The organism is Streptomyces sp. bgisy130, from assembly GCF_057708345.1.
Genome location: NZ_JBYISA010000020.1, coordinates 81,900 through 96,547, shown reverse-complemented (window position 1 = coordinate 96,547; position 14,648 = coordinate 81,900). Strand labels below are relative to the sequence as shown.

The window sequence follows — 14,648 nt, the reverse complement described above, 5'->3', positions numbered from 1 at the left end:
GCAGCACGCCGCTCAATGCACGCTGTTCAAGGCACGCTGCTCAAGGGGGGCTGACGGGTGCCCAGAGCTCCCCGGCGTCGCCCGCGGCCATGCTGCCCCGGTACTTCTCGATCTTGTGGTCGATCATCTTCAGGTTCTCCTGGGTCTCCGCCAGCTTGGCCAGGACGTCGGCGCGGTGGGCTTCCATGAGGGCGAGCCGTTCCGCCTCGTTGCCCGGTCCGGCGGCGACCAGCTCGGCGTACCGGCGGATGCCCCTGATGGGCATGCCGGTGGCGCGCAGCTTGGTGCAGATGACGATCCATTTGAGGTCGGGCTCGCGGTACCGGCGGCGGCCGCCGCTCGTGCGGTCGACAGGGCTGATGACCAGGCCGGCCCGCTCGTAGTACCGGAGCGTGTGTGCGCTCACGCCGGTGCGGCGGGCCGCCTCGGCGATGGTCACGCCTTCCGTGGGCACCGCGCCGGTGCGCGCCTTCGGTGCGGTGGCACCGGATGCTGAGTGCTGCTTGATTTCGAGCACGCTCTAAATCCTAGCGTCGGACCATGAGTTCAACCGTGCTTACCCCCGCCGCGGCTGCCGAACTGAGCCCGCGCCGCAAATCCCTGGTGCTCGCGATCTGCTGCGTGAGCATCGTCGTCGTGGTGATGGACATTTCCATCGTCAATGTCGCGCTGCCCAGCATGGGCCGCGACCTGCACGCCTCCGAATCCGGCCGCCAGTGGACGGTCGACGCCTACACTCTGGTGCTGGCCGGGTTCCTCGTCCTGGCCGGAGCCACCGCGGACCGGGTCGGCCGACGACGGGTCTTCCAGGCCGGTCTCGCGGCCTTCGGCCTCGGGTCGGTGCTGTGCGGACTGGCCCCGGACATCGGCTGGCTGATCGCGGCGCGTGCGCTGCAAGCGGTCGGCGGGACCATGCTCAACCCGGTGGCCATGGCGATCGTCGCGAACACGTTCACCGGCGCCGCCGAACGGGCCCGGGCCATCGGGGTCTTCGCCTCGATGTCCGGACTGGCGCTGGCGCTGGGACCGGTCCTCGGCGGCGGGCTGGTCGACGCCCTCGGCTGGCGGTCGGTCTTCTGGATCAACGTCCCGGTCGTGGCCGTGGCGATCGTGTGCGCCGCGCGGTTCGTACCCGAGTCCCGGGCCGAACGCACCCGCCGGTTCGACCCTGTCGGGCAGGCACTGATGGTCCTGGTCCTGGGCTGCGTCGTCTACGCGATCATCGAGTCCGGCGCGCTCGGCTGGACCTCGCCGCTCATCGTCGGGCTGCTCGCCGCCGCCGCGCTCGGCGTGGCGGGCCTCCTCGCATATGAACCTCGCCGCGCCGACCCGCTCCTGGAACTGCGCCTCTTTTGCAGTGTGCCGTTCAGCTCCGCGATCGTGATGGCGCTGTTCGCCCTGTGCGGCTTCGGCGCGTTCCTGTTCGTGGCCACCCAGTACCTTCAGGACGTGCGCGGCCTGTCACCGGTGGCGGCCGGGCTGTGCCTGCTCCCGGTCGGGCTGCCGGTCCTGGTGGTGGCGCCGCTCACCGGGCGCGTGGTCGGCACCCGGGGTCCCCTGTTTCCGCTGGTGGTGGCAGGGGCGGCGCTGGCCCTCGGCGGCGGTATGTCGCTATGGCTCGGCCCGGAGACTCCGCTGCCGGCCGTGCTGGCGGTCCACCTGTTGTTCGGCGTCTTCCTCGGCGCGGTCAACCCGCCGATCACCAACGCGGCGCTCTCCGGGATGCCCCGCTCGATGGCCGGGCTGGCCGGCTCGCTGGCCTCCACCGGCCGCCAGACCGGCACCACACTGGGTGTCGCGATCTCCGGGACGCTCATCGGCCCGCAGCTCGCCCACGGCGGAGTGGCGTTCACGGGTGCGGCGCACCGTGTGTGGTGGATGCTCGTCGCACTCGGCGCGGGCATCCTCGTCCTCGCTGTGATCAGCTCCAGCCGGTGGGCACGCGCCACGGCCGAACGCGCGGGCACGAGGGCCGACTCCCGCCCGTGAGGCGGGAGTTGAGGGTGGCGTCGCAGACGACGGCGTGGGTCGGGAGGCCCCGCTACTGGCGGGCCAGGGAGCGGGTGATGCCCGTCGCGATCGTCGTGGCCAGCGTCCAGCCCGTGACGACCAGCAGATACGAGAGCCACTGGTACCCACCCCGCGGTGCGAAGGCCCCCTCCTGTCCGAAGCCGATGATCGGCATCAGCAGATCGAGGGTGTAGAAGAAGGGGTTGAAGTCGGGGGCCTCGTCGGCCTTCAGCGGGCGCGGCGGGTGCAGGGCGAAGGCGAGCGCGCCGATGAGCAACAGGGCCAGCAACCAGCCGGCGGCGCGCATCGGCCGGAAGCCGTAGCCGACCGTGGCGTCCTGAAGGTGCCCCCAGACCTTGGCGTACCAGGGCAGGGTGCGGCGGTGGCGGCGGAGTTTGGCCAACTGGACGGTGCGGGCGGCGGCTTCGTCCCCGGCCGCACGGTAGGCGCCGGCGAGCTGCTCGTACGAGTACGACACATACCCCGCGCGCTCGCGCTCCAGCACCGGGAGCCGTTCCCCGGCGGGCAGGTGCGGGAGCAGCGAGCCGTACGTGAGCCGGTCGAGCTTGACCTCGTCCGGCCAGACCTCCGGCGGGACGTACAGGACGTCGAACTGGGCGCGGCGGAGATTGACCGTGCCCACCACGGGCTTCGCCTCGCGCAGCCACATCTCGCCCGCGACGCAGCTACTGACGCGTAACGCCACCCCACCCGGGTTGGCGAGGGCGGCATAGGCGAGGTTGAGCTGGCCGGCGATCCGGGCACCGCGCAGGTCGACCCGGCCGTGGGCCCGCAGCCGCATGGCGTGCACATCGGTGCCGACGCTGAGCGTTTCGGCCTCCAGCGCGTGACCGCCGGGGGCGTTGAGCTGTGCGTCGTCGAGCGTGACCTGTCCGCCGACGGTCGCGCCGTTCAGCCGGATCCGGCCGTGGGTGACCAGGCCGGGAGCCCAGAGGTCGGTGCCGATGTCGGCGTGGTTCAGCTGGAGAACGGGTTCCGCCGGCGGCTCCGTGGCGGCCGGATCGCCGACGTGGGCTCCGTTGGCGAAGACCGCACCGGATGTTCGCGCCCCGGCCAGCCGCACCGGCCCCTTGATGCGGCAACAGGTCAGGCGCAGCACTCCGTCGACGTGGAGGTGTCCGGCCGTGAGACCCGGCAGGACCGAGTCGTTCAGCGCCAGGATGCGCAGCGTCGCGCCGTACAGATCCGGGGTCTCCTCGAAGAAGCAGGACCGCAGCCGTACCGGGTGCTCCACTCTGCCGTACTTGAGGTTCAGCTCCCCGGTGATACGGGCGCCCCACAGCTTCAGCCCGGCTATCTCACCCGCCCGCGACGGCCCGTTGAGCAGCAACCGCCGGAGCACCGCGGCGCGCACGGTCCGCTCGGGGCCCCAGGCTGCGCCGGCGGCGGGGTCGTCGCCGGCGCTCGCCCGGAAGTCGACGCCCTCGCCGAGGGGGAACGCCTGCCAGACACGGCGCTCCGCTGGGGTCAGCTCGGTGATCTCCACCGGCCGGATGCTGTCGCGCGGGTGTACGAACTGTCAACCACGAGCTGTGCGGCCGAGCTTGCTGCCGGTGCCCGCGTCTCTCCCAGGAGGGGGCACCCGTCCCGGGGCGGCCCCCAAGGACCGCCCCGGGCTCCGCTCACGGCCGTACGAGGATCTTCCGCCCCTCGCCCGCCCGGAAGCGGCCCAGCGCCTCCGCGTAGCGGTCCAGCGGGAGCCGGTCGCTGATGAAGACCTCCGGGTCCAAGGCACCCGCCGCGAAGAGTTCCGCGGCGCGTTCATAGCTGTGCAGGACGGCCATCGAGCCGGTGATGGTGATCTCCTGGTTGTAGATGCGGTAGGGCTCGATGGTGGCGCGGGCGGCGTAGTCGGCGACGCCGAACTGGAGGTAGGTGCCGCCCTTGCCGACCCGGCCCAGAGCGTCCTGGATGGCGTGCTCGTTGCCGGTGGCGTCGATCACCACGTCCCAGCCGCGCGGGCGGTCCAGCTCGTCGGCGGAACCGGCGGCGGCGCTGCACCCCAGGGTGCGGGCGGTGGCCAGCCGCTGCGGGTTGATGTCGACGACATCGACCCCGGCGGCACCGGTGCGCTTGGCGAGTTCGAGCATCATCAGGCCCATCGTGCCCGAGCCGTAGATGAGGACCCGGGTGCCCAGCTGCTGGGAGCGCAGGATGTCGTAGCCGCGTACGGCGCAGGAGAGCGGCTCGATCAGCGCCGCGTCCTCGGTACGGATGTGCTCGGGCAGCTTGACGCAGTTGCCGACCGGGGCCACGGCGAACTCGGCGGCGCCGCCCGCCGTGGTCACCCCGATGGCGGCCCAGCGCTCACAGAGGTTGTTGCGGCCGATGCGGCAGTAATGGCACTCGAAGCAGTAGAGCGACGGGTCGACGGCCACCCGGTCGCCCTCGGCGAGTTCGGTGACCGCGCTGCCGGTCGCCACGACCGTACCGGCGAACTCATGGCCCGGCACGACCGGCAGGGTGGGCGCGAACTCGCCCTGGAGGATGTGCAGATCGGTGCCGCACAGCCCGCAGGCGGCGACCGAGACCACGACCTCGCGGGGGCCGGGCGCCGGGTCGTCGACGGTGGTGACCTCGACGGTCCCGGGGGCGCTGATCACTGCGGCTTTCATTTCACGGCTCCAAGCGACAGGCCCTGGACGAGTTTGTCCTGGGCGGCGAACCCGGCGACGATCACCGGGAGGGAGATGACGGTGGCGGCGGCGCACACCTTGGCCAGGAACAGGCCCTGGCTGGTCACGAGCCCGGTCAGGAACACCGGCGAGGTGCCGGCCACGATCCCGGTCAGAACCCGGGCGAACAGCAGCTCGTTCCAGCTGAAGATGAAGGAGATCAGGGCGGTGGCCGCGATGCCCGGCATGGCGACCGGCGCCACGATCCGGGTCAGGGTGGTGGTCAGCCCCGCACCGTCGATCGAGGCGGCCTCCAGCATCTCCACCGGGACCTCGGCGAGGAACGAACGCATCATCCACACCGCGATCGGCAGATTCATCGAGGTGTAGAGGAGGACCAGCAGCCAGATGCTGTCGAGCATCCCGGTGTTCTGCGCCACGAGGTAGACCGGCAGCAGCCCGGCCACCAGCGGCAGCATCTTCGTGGACAGGAAGAAGAAGAGGACATCGCTCCACTTGCGCACCGGCTTGATGGCCAGGGCGTAGGCGGCGGGCACCGCCAGCAGCAGCACCAGCACGGTGGCGACGACGGAGGCGGTCAGCGAGTTGATCAGCGGCGGCCAGGGGCTGACACCGCTGCCCGCGCCGAAGAACTCGCGGTAGCCGTGCAGACTCAGCCCGGCGCCGACGCTCGGCGGGTTGGTCGCCGCGTCCGTCTCGCTGTGGAAGGACGTCAGCACCATCCAGGCGACCGGCAGGAAGAAGCCGATCCCGCACAGCCAGGCCACCAGGCCCAGCAGGGTGCCGGTGTGGCGCCGGCGCCGGGTGGCGGGGGAGCCGGGGCGGCGCGGGGCCAGGAGCGGGCGGTTCATCGGGTGACCTCCTCGCGCAGCAGGGACGAGACGGTGCGCAGCGCGAAGGTCGCCACCAGCAGCGAACACAGCACCACGACGACGCCCTGTGCGGACGCCCGTCCGTAGTCATGGGCCTGGTAGAAGGTCTGGTAGATGGTGTACGGAAGGTTGGCCGTGCCCAGGCCGCCGGACGTGATGGTGAACACCGCGTCGAAGTTCTGCACGACGTACACCGTGCCCAGCAGCGCGGCCAGTTCGAGGTAGCGGCGCAGATGCGGAAGGGTGAGATAGCGGAAGATGTCGAAGGCGGAGGCGCCGTCCATCCGGGCCGCCTCGATGGCGTCGGTGGCCCGGCTCTGTAGTCCGGCCAGCAGGATCAGCATCATGAACGGCGTCCACTGCCAGATCAGCGACACCTCCACCGCGGCCAGCGGGGAGTCGGTCATCCAGTCCGGCTGCGGCGGGTCGTCGCTGCCGAACAGCCGCCAGATCCAGGTCAGCGAGCCGTTGAGCAGCCCGTACGAGGCGTTGTACAGCGCGTGCTTCCACAGCAGGGCGGAGGCGACGGGTACCACCAGGAACGGCGTGATGAGCAGGGTGCGGACGATGCCGCGCCCGCGGAAGCCACGGTCGAGCAGCAGCGCGAGAACCAGCCCGAGCAGCAGGCTGACCAGCACCACGGTCACGGTCAGCAGCACCGTCGTGCCCACCGAGGCCCGCAGCGCGGGATCGGTGAAGACCGCCCGGTAGTTGTCGAAGGCGGCGAAGCCGCGGTTCTCGGGGGCCAGCGCGTTCCAGCGGGTGAAGGAGATCACCACGGTGGCCACGAACGGCAGTTGGGTGACGATGATGAGGAAGACCAGCGCGGGCAGCAGCGGGGCGCGGCGGGCCCAGTTCTTCGCCCGCTCGGTGCGGCGGGCACGGGCCGCCGGGTCACCGCCGCGGTGCACGGCGGCCACCTCGCCCGCGGGGGCCGGCTCAGTGGTCCGTATAGGCATCGGACACCTCCTGCGCCGGTCGCCGGCTGTTCTTCAGGGCCTCGGAAACGCTCTGCTTCCCGGCGATGGCCGAGCTGATCTCGTGGGACACCTTGGTGCCCAGGTCGGCGAACTCGGGGATGCCGACGAACTGGATGCCGGGGGCCGGGCGCCGCTGTACGCCGGGGTCGCCGGGCCGGGCCGAGCGGATCGCCCGCTCGGTCGGGCCGGCGAACGCCCCGGACGCCTTGACGTAGGCCGGATCGCGGTACAGGGAGGCCCGCTTGCCGCCGGGCACGTTCGCCCAGCCCAGCTCGCGGCCCACCAGCCGTTCGTAGTCCTTGCCCGAGGCCCAGCGGATGAACTTCCAGGCCGCGTCCTGGTGCGTACTGGCCTTCTGTATGCCCCACGCCCAGGTGTAGAGCCAGCCCGCGTCCCGGGTCCGCTCCACCGGCGCCGGCGCGTAGCCGACCTTGCCCGCGACCTTGGAGTCGCTGCCCTCCAGCGAACCGGCGCCGGCCGTCGCGTCGTACCACATGGCGACCTTGCCCTGCTGCATGTCGTTGAGGCACTCGGTGTAGCCCGCCTGCGGGGCGCCCGCCTCCCCGTGCTTGCGGACCAGGTCCACGTAGAACCGGGTGGCCCGGGTGAACTCCGGGCTGTCGACCTGCGGCTGCCAGTCCTTGGTGAACCACGTTCCGCCGAAGGTGTTGACGACGGTGCTCAGCGGGGCGGCCAGCTGACCCCAGCCCGGCTGGCCGCGCAGACAGATCCCCTTCATGCCCTTGCGGAAGCCGTCCAGCTTCGCCGCCAGGGCGGCCACCTGGTGCCAGGTGGGCCGGGCGGGCATGGTCAGCCCGGCCTCCTTGAGGAGGTCCTTGCGGTACATCAGGAACGAGGACTCGCCGTAGAAGGGCTGTGCGTAGATCTTGCCGTCGGCGGCCGTGAGGGAGGAGCGGACCGGGGGCAGGATGTCGCCCTGGTCGAAGGCGCGGTCCTTGGCGGCACGGGTGCCCAGCTCGGTCAGCCAGCCGTTGCGGGCGTAGATGGGTGTCTCGTAGTTGCTGACGCTCGCCACGTCGTACTGCCCGGCCTGGCTGGAGAAGTCCTGGCTCATCTTGTCGCGCAGATCGTCCTCCGGCAGCACGGTGAAGTTGACCTTGATGCCGGTCTCCTTGGTGAAGTGCTCGGCGGTGAGCCGCTGAAGATCCACCATCTGCGGGTTGTTGACCATCAGGACGTTGATGCTGCGGCGGCTCTCGTTGCCCGCGTCGCCGGCGCCGCGGTAGCAGCCGGTCGTGGACAGTGCCAGGGCGACGGCGAGGGCGGTCAGCACTGGGGAGCGGCCGCCGCGGCCTGGTCCGGGGGATCGTGCTCTCACGGCTCGTACCTTTCTGGGGACAAGAGGGGTGCGTGTCCGGCGAATGCCGCACAAGCGGCGGTTCCGGGGCGTACCGCGCCGTTTCGCGGGCACGCCCGGGAGCCGTCCGACGGCCGGCGGTGCGGGCCCGGCCTTCGGCGGTCAGCTGTGGGGGATGTGGCGTTGCGGTGCGGGGCCGGTCGTCCGGCGGCTCCGGCCGCGGTCAGACCCGGAGCACCTGCGGCCCCAGGAGCGAGTAGCGATGCGCCTCCGGCGCGGACAGCCCCGCGTCGGTGACGATCGTGTCGAAGTCACGTACCTCGGCGAACCGGCAGAAACTGCTGGCGCCGAATTTGCTGTGCACCCCGACCAGCACCCGCCGCCGCGAGGAGCGGACGGCCTGCTCCTTCACCTCGGCGACCGCCGGATCCGGGGTGGTCAGACCGTGCTCCCGGGAGACGCCGTTCGCCCCCAGGAACGCCAGGTCGATCACGAACCGGGCGAGCATGTCCCGGGCCCAGGACCCCACCGTCGCCTGCGTCCCGGAGCGGACCCGGCCGCCGGCCAGCAGAACGGTGGTGGATTCGGAGGCCGCGACCAGCGAGGCGGTCCGCAGCGAGGCGGTGATCACAGTCAGCGGGCGGTCGGTGGGCAGCAGCGTGGCGACCAGCTCCGGGGTGTAGCCCTCGTCGACGAACACCGTCTCGGCCTCGCCGACCAGCGCCGCGGCGGCGGCCGCGATCCGGCGCTTCTCGTCCACCTGCTGGGTCTCCCGCCGGGCCAGCGTGGTCTCGAACCCGGCGCTCTCGACCGGGTACGCCGCGCCGTGCGTACGCCGGACCAGGCCCCGGCGCTCCAGCTCGCTCAGATCGCGCCGGACGGTTTCCCGGGCGACCCCGAATTCCGCCGCGGCCTCGGCGACCTCGATCCGGCCGGACTGCCGGGCGAGCGCGAGGAGGCGATGCTGTCGTTCCTCGGCCCTCATGGCTCACTCCTGCCGCTTTCTGTGTGCTTCCGGTCTGCGTTCGGTCACGAGGTTGCCCGTTTCCGCCCGCATCAGGTTTATAGCAACCGGAGCGGCGCCGCAGGCTGCCCGTCGCGGCAAAAAACCTGACCGTTTCCGCCCGCTTCCGAACGCTGTCAGCCTGGCCGTACGCACGAACGGGTGCCCGTACGGCACGCGGGGAGGGTCCGTCCGGGCGCGGCGGGCCGGGGCGGAGTCCGCGGCGGTCCGTGGTGCGCCCGCGGCCCACCGCGGTGGTGCAGCCGGCGGCGGCGCTTAGTCTGGACGGCATGAGCTCGGAGATGCGGTCGTTGGCGGTCACTGCGATCGTGCAGGCGGAAGAGTGTGCGGTGTTGCGGGTGAGCGGAGAGCTGGACCTCCGTACCGAACAGGCCTTTCTGGCCGAGGCCCGGGAGGTGGTCTCGGCCGGACACCGCTTCCTGGTGCTCGATCTGACCGCGCTGCGCTTCTGTGACTCCCGCGGGCTGAGCTGCCTGCTGGCCCTGGAATGGCTCTGCCGGCGCCTGGAGGGCAGGCTGCTGCTGGCCTCGCTCGGCGTACGGATGCTGCGGCTGCTGGTCGGCACCCAGTCCCTCAGCGTCTTCTCCTGCTACCCCACCGTCGGCCATGCGCTGACCGCGGTCCCCGACGCCAGCCGCCCGGCGTGGCCGCCCGCGGTGGAGGAGCCGGTCACGGAGGCCGACGACATCTGAGCCGGGCGGCCCGCCGTCGTCCCGGGCCGCTCACCGGCCTCCGACGGGCGCGGGCGCCCGGCTACTCGGCCCGGCCGAGGTCCCGGACGAGGGTGGGGGAGGGGCGGGGAATCTCGCCGAAGTCCTCGTCGTCGCTGTCCACGACGAGACGGTTGATCACATTCTCCAGCGCGGTCGGCAGCGTCGGGGCGAGCCCGCTGTGCCACTGGACGAGGAGGTTGTGCCGGGCCGCGTCCGGCAGCAGCTGCTTCTCGTCGAACGCGGCCACCGAGCGGCGCTCCTCGTCCGGCGCGTGGGCGGCCTGCTCGCGCCAGTAGGCGGCGTCGCGGTACTCGCCGTTGCGGCGGTGCGAGAGATACAGGCAGTAGGCGGCCGTCCGGCTGCCGGCGCCGGCGCCGAAGTGCCACCAGAAGTGCGCCGCGTCGGTCCGCCCGGTGATGTGCAGCAGACAGGCGAAGACCAGCGCGCCCTCGGGGTCGATGTGATGGTCGTCGACCAGCCGTTCCAGACTCGCCGCGGCCGCCGCGGCATTGACGACCAGCGCACAGGCCAGCTGGAGCTCATGGGTGGCCTCGTCCCGGGCGCTGGGATAGGTGCTGGGTGCGCCCTGGTCGGCCCGGACCGTCCGGACCGCCGTCGGACGGCCGTCCGCGGCCGCCGTCTCCGTGCGCGGGGACGCGCCGAGGCAACGGAGCGCGCCCGCGTCATCGAGGTCGCGGAACCCGGCCAGATCATCGATTCCGGATACCGCCGCGGCCGCGCTGAGCAGTGTCTCCACGGTCTCCCGGCGGTCGGCGGGGCGGGTGTGCCACATGGTCAGTTCCCCCTTGCGTTTCCCTGATCGATACCGAGCGCGGCGGCGAGCTTGCGCTTGCCGCGGCTCGCATAGGAGCGGACGGTGACTTCGTCGACGCCGAGCAGCGAGCCGATCTGGGCGTCGCTGTACCCGATGACATGGCGCAGCACGATCACATCGCACTGCCGCTCCGGCAGCCGGGCGATCGCCGCGTACAGCCCCAACTGGCTTTCCAGCATCGCGAATTGCTGCTGGCACTCGCGCAGCAGGGCATGGGTGACGACGGCGAAGGCGGCGGTCTCGGTGAGCGCGGTGGGCTGCTGGTGGTCGTACAGCCACTCCACGACCCGTTCCTTCAGGACCGACCAGGCGTACGCCTCCACCGACGCCTGCCGCAGCGCGTGCGGCCACAGCCGGCCGAGCTGCCCGTACGCGGCCCGGGTGACCTCACGGGCCGCGGCCTGGCTGCCCGTGTGCAGATAGGCGTAGGTCAGCCACTTCCGTGCATGGGTGGCCAGAAACGCCTCGAAGGTGATCGACAGCCGGTGGTCGAGCGGGTCCGATGCGGAGGCCGGGAGCGAACAGCGGGGGAGTGGCGATAACTCCGCGGTACGGACATGCGCCGGAGCGCACGCCGGCGGCGGTCGGTCCCGGTCTGCGCTCACGAACGGTCCTCGTTCCGTTGGACATGCACCGAGCCGGGCGCCGAGGCGCCGCCGGCAGCGGGAGAGCGGTTGCTCTCACCTTCCAATGAACCGGAAAGTGAGCCCGTTTGTGGCATCGGCAGGGCAAAAATCTGCCGCTGCGTATTCATATGACTACGCATGACAGAGGCATGTGACCGCGCATGACCGCGGCATGGCCGCCCGTCATGGGACCCGTCGGCGAGCTCCGGAATGATCCGGGCATACGGGGCTCCACACGTCAACAGCCGGGCGTACGAAGGCGTTTGGCGCGCTGTCGGCGGCGCGCGGCGTACGGAGCGGGCATCATGGTGCGCGGGGGAGGCGCCGGGCGGGATGCCGGATTGGGGAGGCAGCGCACGATGAGCGAGCACGATTCCGTGGTGGACCTACAGCTGGACCGGGCCCACTCGTCCCGGATCTATGACTACTTCCTGGGCGGCAAGACCAACTTCCTGGCCGACCGGATGGCCGCCGGGAGCGTGCTGGGCGTCTTCCCCGCCGCGCTGGTCGCCGCCCGTATCAACCGCGAGTTCATGCACCGTGCCACCCGGTTCCTCGCCGCCGCCGGTCTGCGGCAGTTCCTCGACATCGGCACCGGCATCCCCACCCCGCCGAACCTCCACGACCTCGCCCAGGGCATCGCCCCCGACGCCCGGGTCGTCTACACCGACAACGACCCGATCGTCCTCGCGCACGCCGCGGCCCTGCTGCTGAGCACCCCCGAGGGCCGCACGGCGTACGTCCAGGCCGATGTCAACGACCCCGAGGGCATCCTCACCGCGCCCCGGCTCGTGGACACCCTGGACCTGACCCGCCCGGTCGCGCTCAGCCTGAACGCCCTGATGCACTTCGTCCCCGACGACGGCGAGGACCGCGCCCACACCATCGTCGAGACCCTCAAGGCCGCACTGCCCAGCGGCAGCACCCTGGCGCTGAGCCATGCCACACCGGACTTCAGCCCCGAGGCGATGCGGAAGATCGTCCAGATCTACGGCGATATGGGCACCCGGCTCCAGTTCCGCTCCCGCGCCGAGGTCCTGCGCTTCTTCGACGGCTGGGAGCTGCTGGAACCGGGCCTCACCCTCTCCCACCAGTGGCGCCCCGACCGCCCCGAGGACGCCACCCATGTCACCGACGCGGAGGCCGCCTGCTACGCGGGCGTCGCCCGCAAACCCTGAGCGGGCGCGGCCGGCGGCCTCCCACGCGGATTTCACTCCTTGCGGTAGCCGTACGCCTCCCCGGCCGCCGCCGCGACCGCGTCCAGATCCGCCCCGGCGGACGCGGTGACCACGGCGGCCACCGCACCCTCCACGAACGGCGCGTCCACCAGCCGTGCGCCCTCGGGGAGTTCGTCCCCCTCGGCGATCAGTGCCTTCACGGTCAGCACGGCGCTGCCCAGGTCGACCAGGACCGCCACCCCCGCACCACGGTCCACCGACCGCGCCGCCTCGGTGATCAGCTCCGCACTCGTGCCGAGACCGCCGTCCGGGGTACCGCCCGCGGCGGCCACCGGCACCGTGTCCCCGCCCCCGGCCAGCCCGACCGCCAGCGTCGCCACCGACTCCGCGACCGGCCCGCTGTGGGACACCAGCACCACCCCGACCCGCGCGCCCTCGCCGCCGGCCGTCCCGTTCGCCGTCCCCGTGCTCACTTGGCCACCTCCGCGAGCGCCGCGAACAGCAGCGCCGAGGACGTCGCCCCCGGATCCTGATGTCCGATGCTGCGTTCTCCCAGATAGCTCGCCCGGCCCTTTCTGGCCTGCATCGGCACGGTGGCCAGCGCACCCTCCTGGGCGGCCGCGGCCGCCGCGTCGAAGGAGTCCGCCAGCGCCGTGACCCCGGGCGTCAGCGCATCGAGCATCGTCTTGTCGCCCGGCGCCGAACCGCCGAGCTGCCCCACCGCGGTCACCCCGGCGGCCAGCGCCGACCGCAGCTCCTGTGCCGAGACCTGCGGCGCCTCGCCCAGCGTCTTGCCGGCGCGCCGCAGCAGCGTCCCGTAGAGCGGCCCGGACGCCCCGCCCACACTGGAGATCAACTGTCGTCCGGCGGCGGTCAGGACGGCGCCGGGCGTCACCGGCGGCTCTGTCTCCAGTACCTTGACCACGGCCGTGAAGCCGCGCTGCATGTTCCTGCCGTGGTCGGCGTCACCGATGGGTGAGTCCAGCTCGGTGAGCCGGTCGGCCTCCCGGTCGATGACGGCGGCGGCCGCCGTCATCCAGCGTACGAAGAACGCGGCATCCAGCACCGTTTCGGACACGGACTACTCTCCTTGGTTGTTCAGGCACTGAGTAAGAAAGCGATGGGGGAACGGGTCCGGAGCCCGCTCACCGTCCCCAGCGAAGCCCCGCCGTCTGCACCGGCGCGTCCCACAGCCGCAGCAGCTCCCCGTCGACCTGGCACAGCGTCACCGAGCAGCCCGCCATGTCCAGCGACGTCACATAGTTCCCGACGAGCGTGCGAGCCACCGCCACGCCCCGCTCGTCCAGCACCCGGCGGACCTCCGCGTTGAATCCGTACAGCTCCAGCAGCGGGGTCGCCCCCATGCCGTTGACCAGCACCAGCACCGGCAGCCGCGGATCCAGATCCTCCAGGATCGCGTCCACCGCGAAGTCCGCGATCTCCCGCGAGGTCATCATCGCGCGGCGCTCGCGCCCCGGCTCACCGTGGATCCCGACCCCCAACTCCAGCTCCCCGGCCGGAAGATCGAACGTCGGGCTGCCCTTCGCCGGCGTCGTACAGGCACTCAGCGCCACCCCGAAGCTGCGCGAGGACGCCACGACCTGCCGGGCCAGCGCCTCCACCCGCTCCAGCGGCATGCCCTCCTCGGCCGCGGCACCGGCGATCTTCTCCACGAAGAGGGTCGCCCCGGTGCCGCGCCGCCCCGCCGTGAACGTCGAGTCGGTCACCGCGACATCGTCATCGATGAGCACACTGGCCACCTGCACCCCCTCGTCCTCCGCCAGCTCCGCCGCCATCTGGAAATTGAGGACGTCCCCCGTGTAGTTCTTCACGAGGAACAGCACGCCCTGGCCACTGTCCACGGCCGCCGCGGCCCGCACCATCTGATCGGGCACCGGCGAGGTGAAGACCTCACCCGGACAGGCGGCGTCCAGCATGCCGGGCCCCACGAATCCCCCGTGCAGCGGCTCGTGCCCACTGCCGCCCCCGGACACCAGCGCCACCTTCTCCGCCACCGGCGCGTCGCGCCGCACGATCACCCGGTTCTCGGCATCCACCACCAGCTCGGGGTGCGCCGCCGCCATCCCGCGCAGCGCATCCGCGACCACGGTTTCGGCGACGTTGATCAGCATCTTCATGGGTACCTCCTGGTGAGCTGGCAATCGGGTCGCTGACCGGCGTTTGCCCAGGTCAGGCATTGGTGATGCATGGCTATCGATCTTGGCGGTCTCTGGACGGCGGGGGAAGGGGTCCGGCACTACGGATGCCGACTTCGTGCTGACCCTTCTGAGGGATTGCCAGGAGCGTTCCGTGCGGCTTCGACTGTGCCTGTACCCGGTGGCTCCAGTATCCGACCGCGAGCGTTCCGGCGGTGTTGTTACGTACGGGTGTCGTTTCGCTGGGCGTGGTGTTCACCCGAGGGGCGCGACGGGGCG

15 protein-coding genes are annotated in these 14,648 nt (G+C 71.7%); 3 read left to right on the top strand and 12 right to left on the bottom strand.

The window, feature by feature from the left end:
• Positions 1 to 40: 40 nt before the first annotated feature.
• On the bottom strand, positions 41 to 517 hold the full coding sequence (locus tag AC3EUV_RS24335; RefSeq protein WP_435603895.1) for a MerR family transcriptional regulator: 477 nt from the start codon (positions 515 to 517) through the stop codon (positions 41 to 43).
• 23 nt (positions 518 to 540) lie between these two features.
• On the opposite strand from AC3EUV_RS24335, the gene AC3EUV_RS24330 reads away from it, so the two are divergent.
• Positions 541 to 1,989: an MFS transporter gene (locus tag AC3EUV_RS24330; RefSeq protein ID WP_435603894.1), complete on the top strand. Its 1,449-nt coding sequence runs from the start codon at positions 541 to 543 to the stop codon at positions 1,987 to 1,989.
• 52 nt (positions 1,990 to 2,041) lie between these two features.
• Here AC3EUV_RS24330 and AC3EUV_RS24325 read toward each other — a convergent pair whose 3' ends face one another.
• From AC3EUV_RS24325 to AC3EUV_RS24300, 6 genes are all read right to left on the bottom strand, one after another.
• Positions 2,042 to 3,517 (bottom strand): membrane-associated oxidoreductase, encoded by a 1,476-nt coding sequence (locus tag AC3EUV_RS24325; protein WP_435603893.1) that lies wholly within the window; start codon positions 3,515 to 3,517, stop codon positions 2,042 to 2,044.
• A gap of 136 nt (positions 3,518 to 3,653) precedes the next feature.
• Positions 3,654 to 4,646, bottom strand: a complete 993-nt coding sequence (locus AC3EUV_RS24320) for a zinc-dependent alcohol dehydrogenase family protein (RefSeq protein WP_432143293.1) — start codon at positions 4,644 to 4,646, stop codon at positions 3,654 to 3,656.
• On the bottom strand, positions 4,643 to 5,518 hold the full coding sequence (locus AC3EUV_RS24315) for a carbohydrate ABC transporter permease (RefSeq protein ID WP_387248160.1): 876 nt from the start codon (positions 5,516 to 5,518) through the stop codon (positions 4,643 to 4,645). The genes AC3EUV_RS24320 and AC3EUV_RS24315 overlap by 4 nt, the downstream gene beginning before the upstream one ends.
• Entirely contained in the window at positions 5,515 to 6,498 is a 984-nt protein-coding gene (locus AC3EUV_RS24310) for a carbohydrate ABC transporter permease (protein ID WP_432143295.1), read from the bottom strand. Before AC3EUV_RS24310 ends, AC3EUV_RS24315 begins: the two co-directional genes overlap by 4 nt.
• A complete protein-coding gene (locus tag AC3EUV_RS24305) occupies positions 6,479 to 7,858 on the bottom strand; it encodes an ABC transporter substrate-binding protein (RefSeq protein ID WP_432143296.1) in 1,380 nt (459 codons plus the stop codon). Before AC3EUV_RS24305 ends, AC3EUV_RS24310 begins: the two co-directional genes overlap by 20 nt.
• 202 nt (positions 7,859 to 8,060) lie before the next feature.
• The gene (locus AC3EUV_RS24300) at positions 8,061 to 8,822 is read right to left on the bottom strand and encodes a DeoR/GlpR family DNA-binding transcription regulator (protein WP_432143297.1); all 762 of its coding nucleotides are present in this window, start codon (positions 8,820 to 8,822) and stop codon (positions 8,061 to 8,063) included.
• A gap of 308 nt (positions 8,823 to 9,130) precedes the next feature.
• Here AC3EUV_RS24300 and AC3EUV_RS24295 point away from each other — a divergent pair, with 308 nt between their 5' ends.
• Positions 9,131 to 9,553, top strand: a complete 423-nt coding sequence (locus tag AC3EUV_RS24295) for an STAS domain-containing protein (protein WP_432143298.1) — start codon at positions 9,131 to 9,133, stop codon at positions 9,551 to 9,553.
• 61 nt (positions 9,554 to 9,614) lie between these two features.
• Here AC3EUV_RS24295 and AC3EUV_RS24290 read toward each other — a convergent pair whose 3' ends face one another.
• Both AC3EUV_RS24290 and AC3EUV_RS24285 read right to left on the bottom strand, forming a co-directional pair.
• On the bottom strand, positions 9,615 to 10,367 hold the full coding sequence (locus AC3EUV_RS24290) for a hypothetical protein (protein ID WP_432143299.1): 753 nt from the start codon (positions 10,365 to 10,367) through the stop codon (positions 9,615 to 9,617).
• Between the two features lie 2 nt (positions 10,368 to 10,369).
• Positions 10,370 to 11,014 carry an RNA polymerase sigma factor gene (locus tag AC3EUV_RS24285; protein ID WP_432143300.1) on the bottom strand — a complete coding sequence of 215 codons (645 nt, stop codon included), beginning with the start codon at positions 11,012 to 11,014 and terminating at the stop codon, positions 10,370 to 10,372.
• Positions 11,015 to 11,394: 380 nt separating this feature from the next.
• Here AC3EUV_RS24285 and AC3EUV_RS24280 point away from each other — a divergent pair, with 380 nt between their 5' ends.
• Complete coding sequence (locus AC3EUV_RS24280; RefSeq protein WP_432143301.1) at positions 11,395 to 12,213, top strand: SAM-dependent methyltransferase; 819 nt, start codon at positions 11,395 to 11,397, stop codon at positions 12,211 to 12,213.
• 32 nt (positions 12,214 to 12,245) lie between these two features.
• On the opposite strand, the gene dhaM is transcribed toward AC3EUV_RS24280, so the two are convergent.
• From dhaM to dhaK, 3 genes are all read right to left on the bottom strand, one after another.
• Positions 12,246 to 12,686 (bottom strand): dihydroxyacetone kinase phosphoryl donor subunit DhaM, encoded by a 441-nt coding sequence (gene dhaM, locus AC3EUV_RS24275; RefSeq protein WP_042160350.1) that lies wholly within the window; start codon positions 12,684 to 12,686, stop codon positions 12,246 to 12,248.
• Positions 12,683 to 13,279 (bottom strand): dihydroxyacetone kinase subunit DhaL, encoded by a 597-nt coding sequence (dhaL, locus tag AC3EUV_RS24270; protein WP_432143369.1) that lies wholly within the window; start codon positions 13,277 to 13,279, stop codon positions 12,683 to 12,685. Before dhaL ends, dhaM begins: the two co-directional genes overlap by 4 nt.
• Positions 13,280 to 13,358: 79 nt before the next feature.
• Positions 13,359 to 14,351: a dihydroxyacetone kinase subunit DhaK gene (gene dhaK / locus AC3EUV_RS24265; protein WP_432143302.1), complete on the bottom strand. Its 993-nt coding sequence runs from the start codon at positions 14,349 to 14,351 to the stop codon at positions 13,359 to 13,361.
• Between the last annotated feature and the right edge of the window lie 297 nt (positions 14,352 to 14,648).

What these genes read in the sequence shown, in the direction of transcription:
- AC3EUV_RS24295 (WP_432143298.1), top strand. Translation starts at nt 9,131, where the DNA reads ATGAGCTCGGAGATGCGGTCGTTGGCGGTCACTGCGATCGTGCAGGCG.
- AC3EUV_RS24290 (WP_432143299.1), bottom strand. Translation starts at nt 10,367, where the DNA reads ATGTGGCACACCCGCCCCGCCGACCGCCGGGAGACCGTGGAGACACTG.
- AC3EUV_RS24310 (WP_432143295.1), bottom strand. Translation starts at nt 6,498, where the DNA reads ATGCCTATACGGACCACTGAGCCGGCCCCCGCGGGCGAGGTGGCCGCC.
- AC3EUV_RS24315 (WP_387248160.1), bottom strand. Translation starts at nt 5,518, where the DNA reads ATGAACCGCCCGCTCCTGGCCCCGCGCCGCCCCGGCTCCCCCGCCACC.
- AC3EUV_RS24280 (WP_432143301.1), top strand. Translation starts at nt 11,395, where the DNA reads ATGAGCGAGCACGATTCCGTGGTGGACCTACAGCTGGACCGGGCCCAC.
- dhaK (WP_432143302.1), bottom strand. Translation starts at nt 14,351, where the DNA reads ATGAAGATGCTGATCAACGTCGCCGAAACCGTGGTCGCGGATGCGCTG.
- AC3EUV_RS24330 (WP_435603894.1), top strand. Translation starts at nt 541, where the DNA reads ATGAGTTCAACCGTGCTTACCCCCGCCGCGGCTGCCGAACTGAGCCCG.
- AC3EUV_RS24300 (WP_432143297.1), bottom strand. Translation starts at nt 8,822, where the DNA reads ATGAGGGCCGAGGAACGACAGCATCGCCTCCTCGCGCTCGCCCGGCAG.
- AC3EUV_RS24320 (WP_432143293.1), bottom strand. Translation starts at nt 4,646, where the DNA reads ATGAAAGCCGCAGTGATCAGCGCCCCCGGGACCGTCGAGGTCACCACC.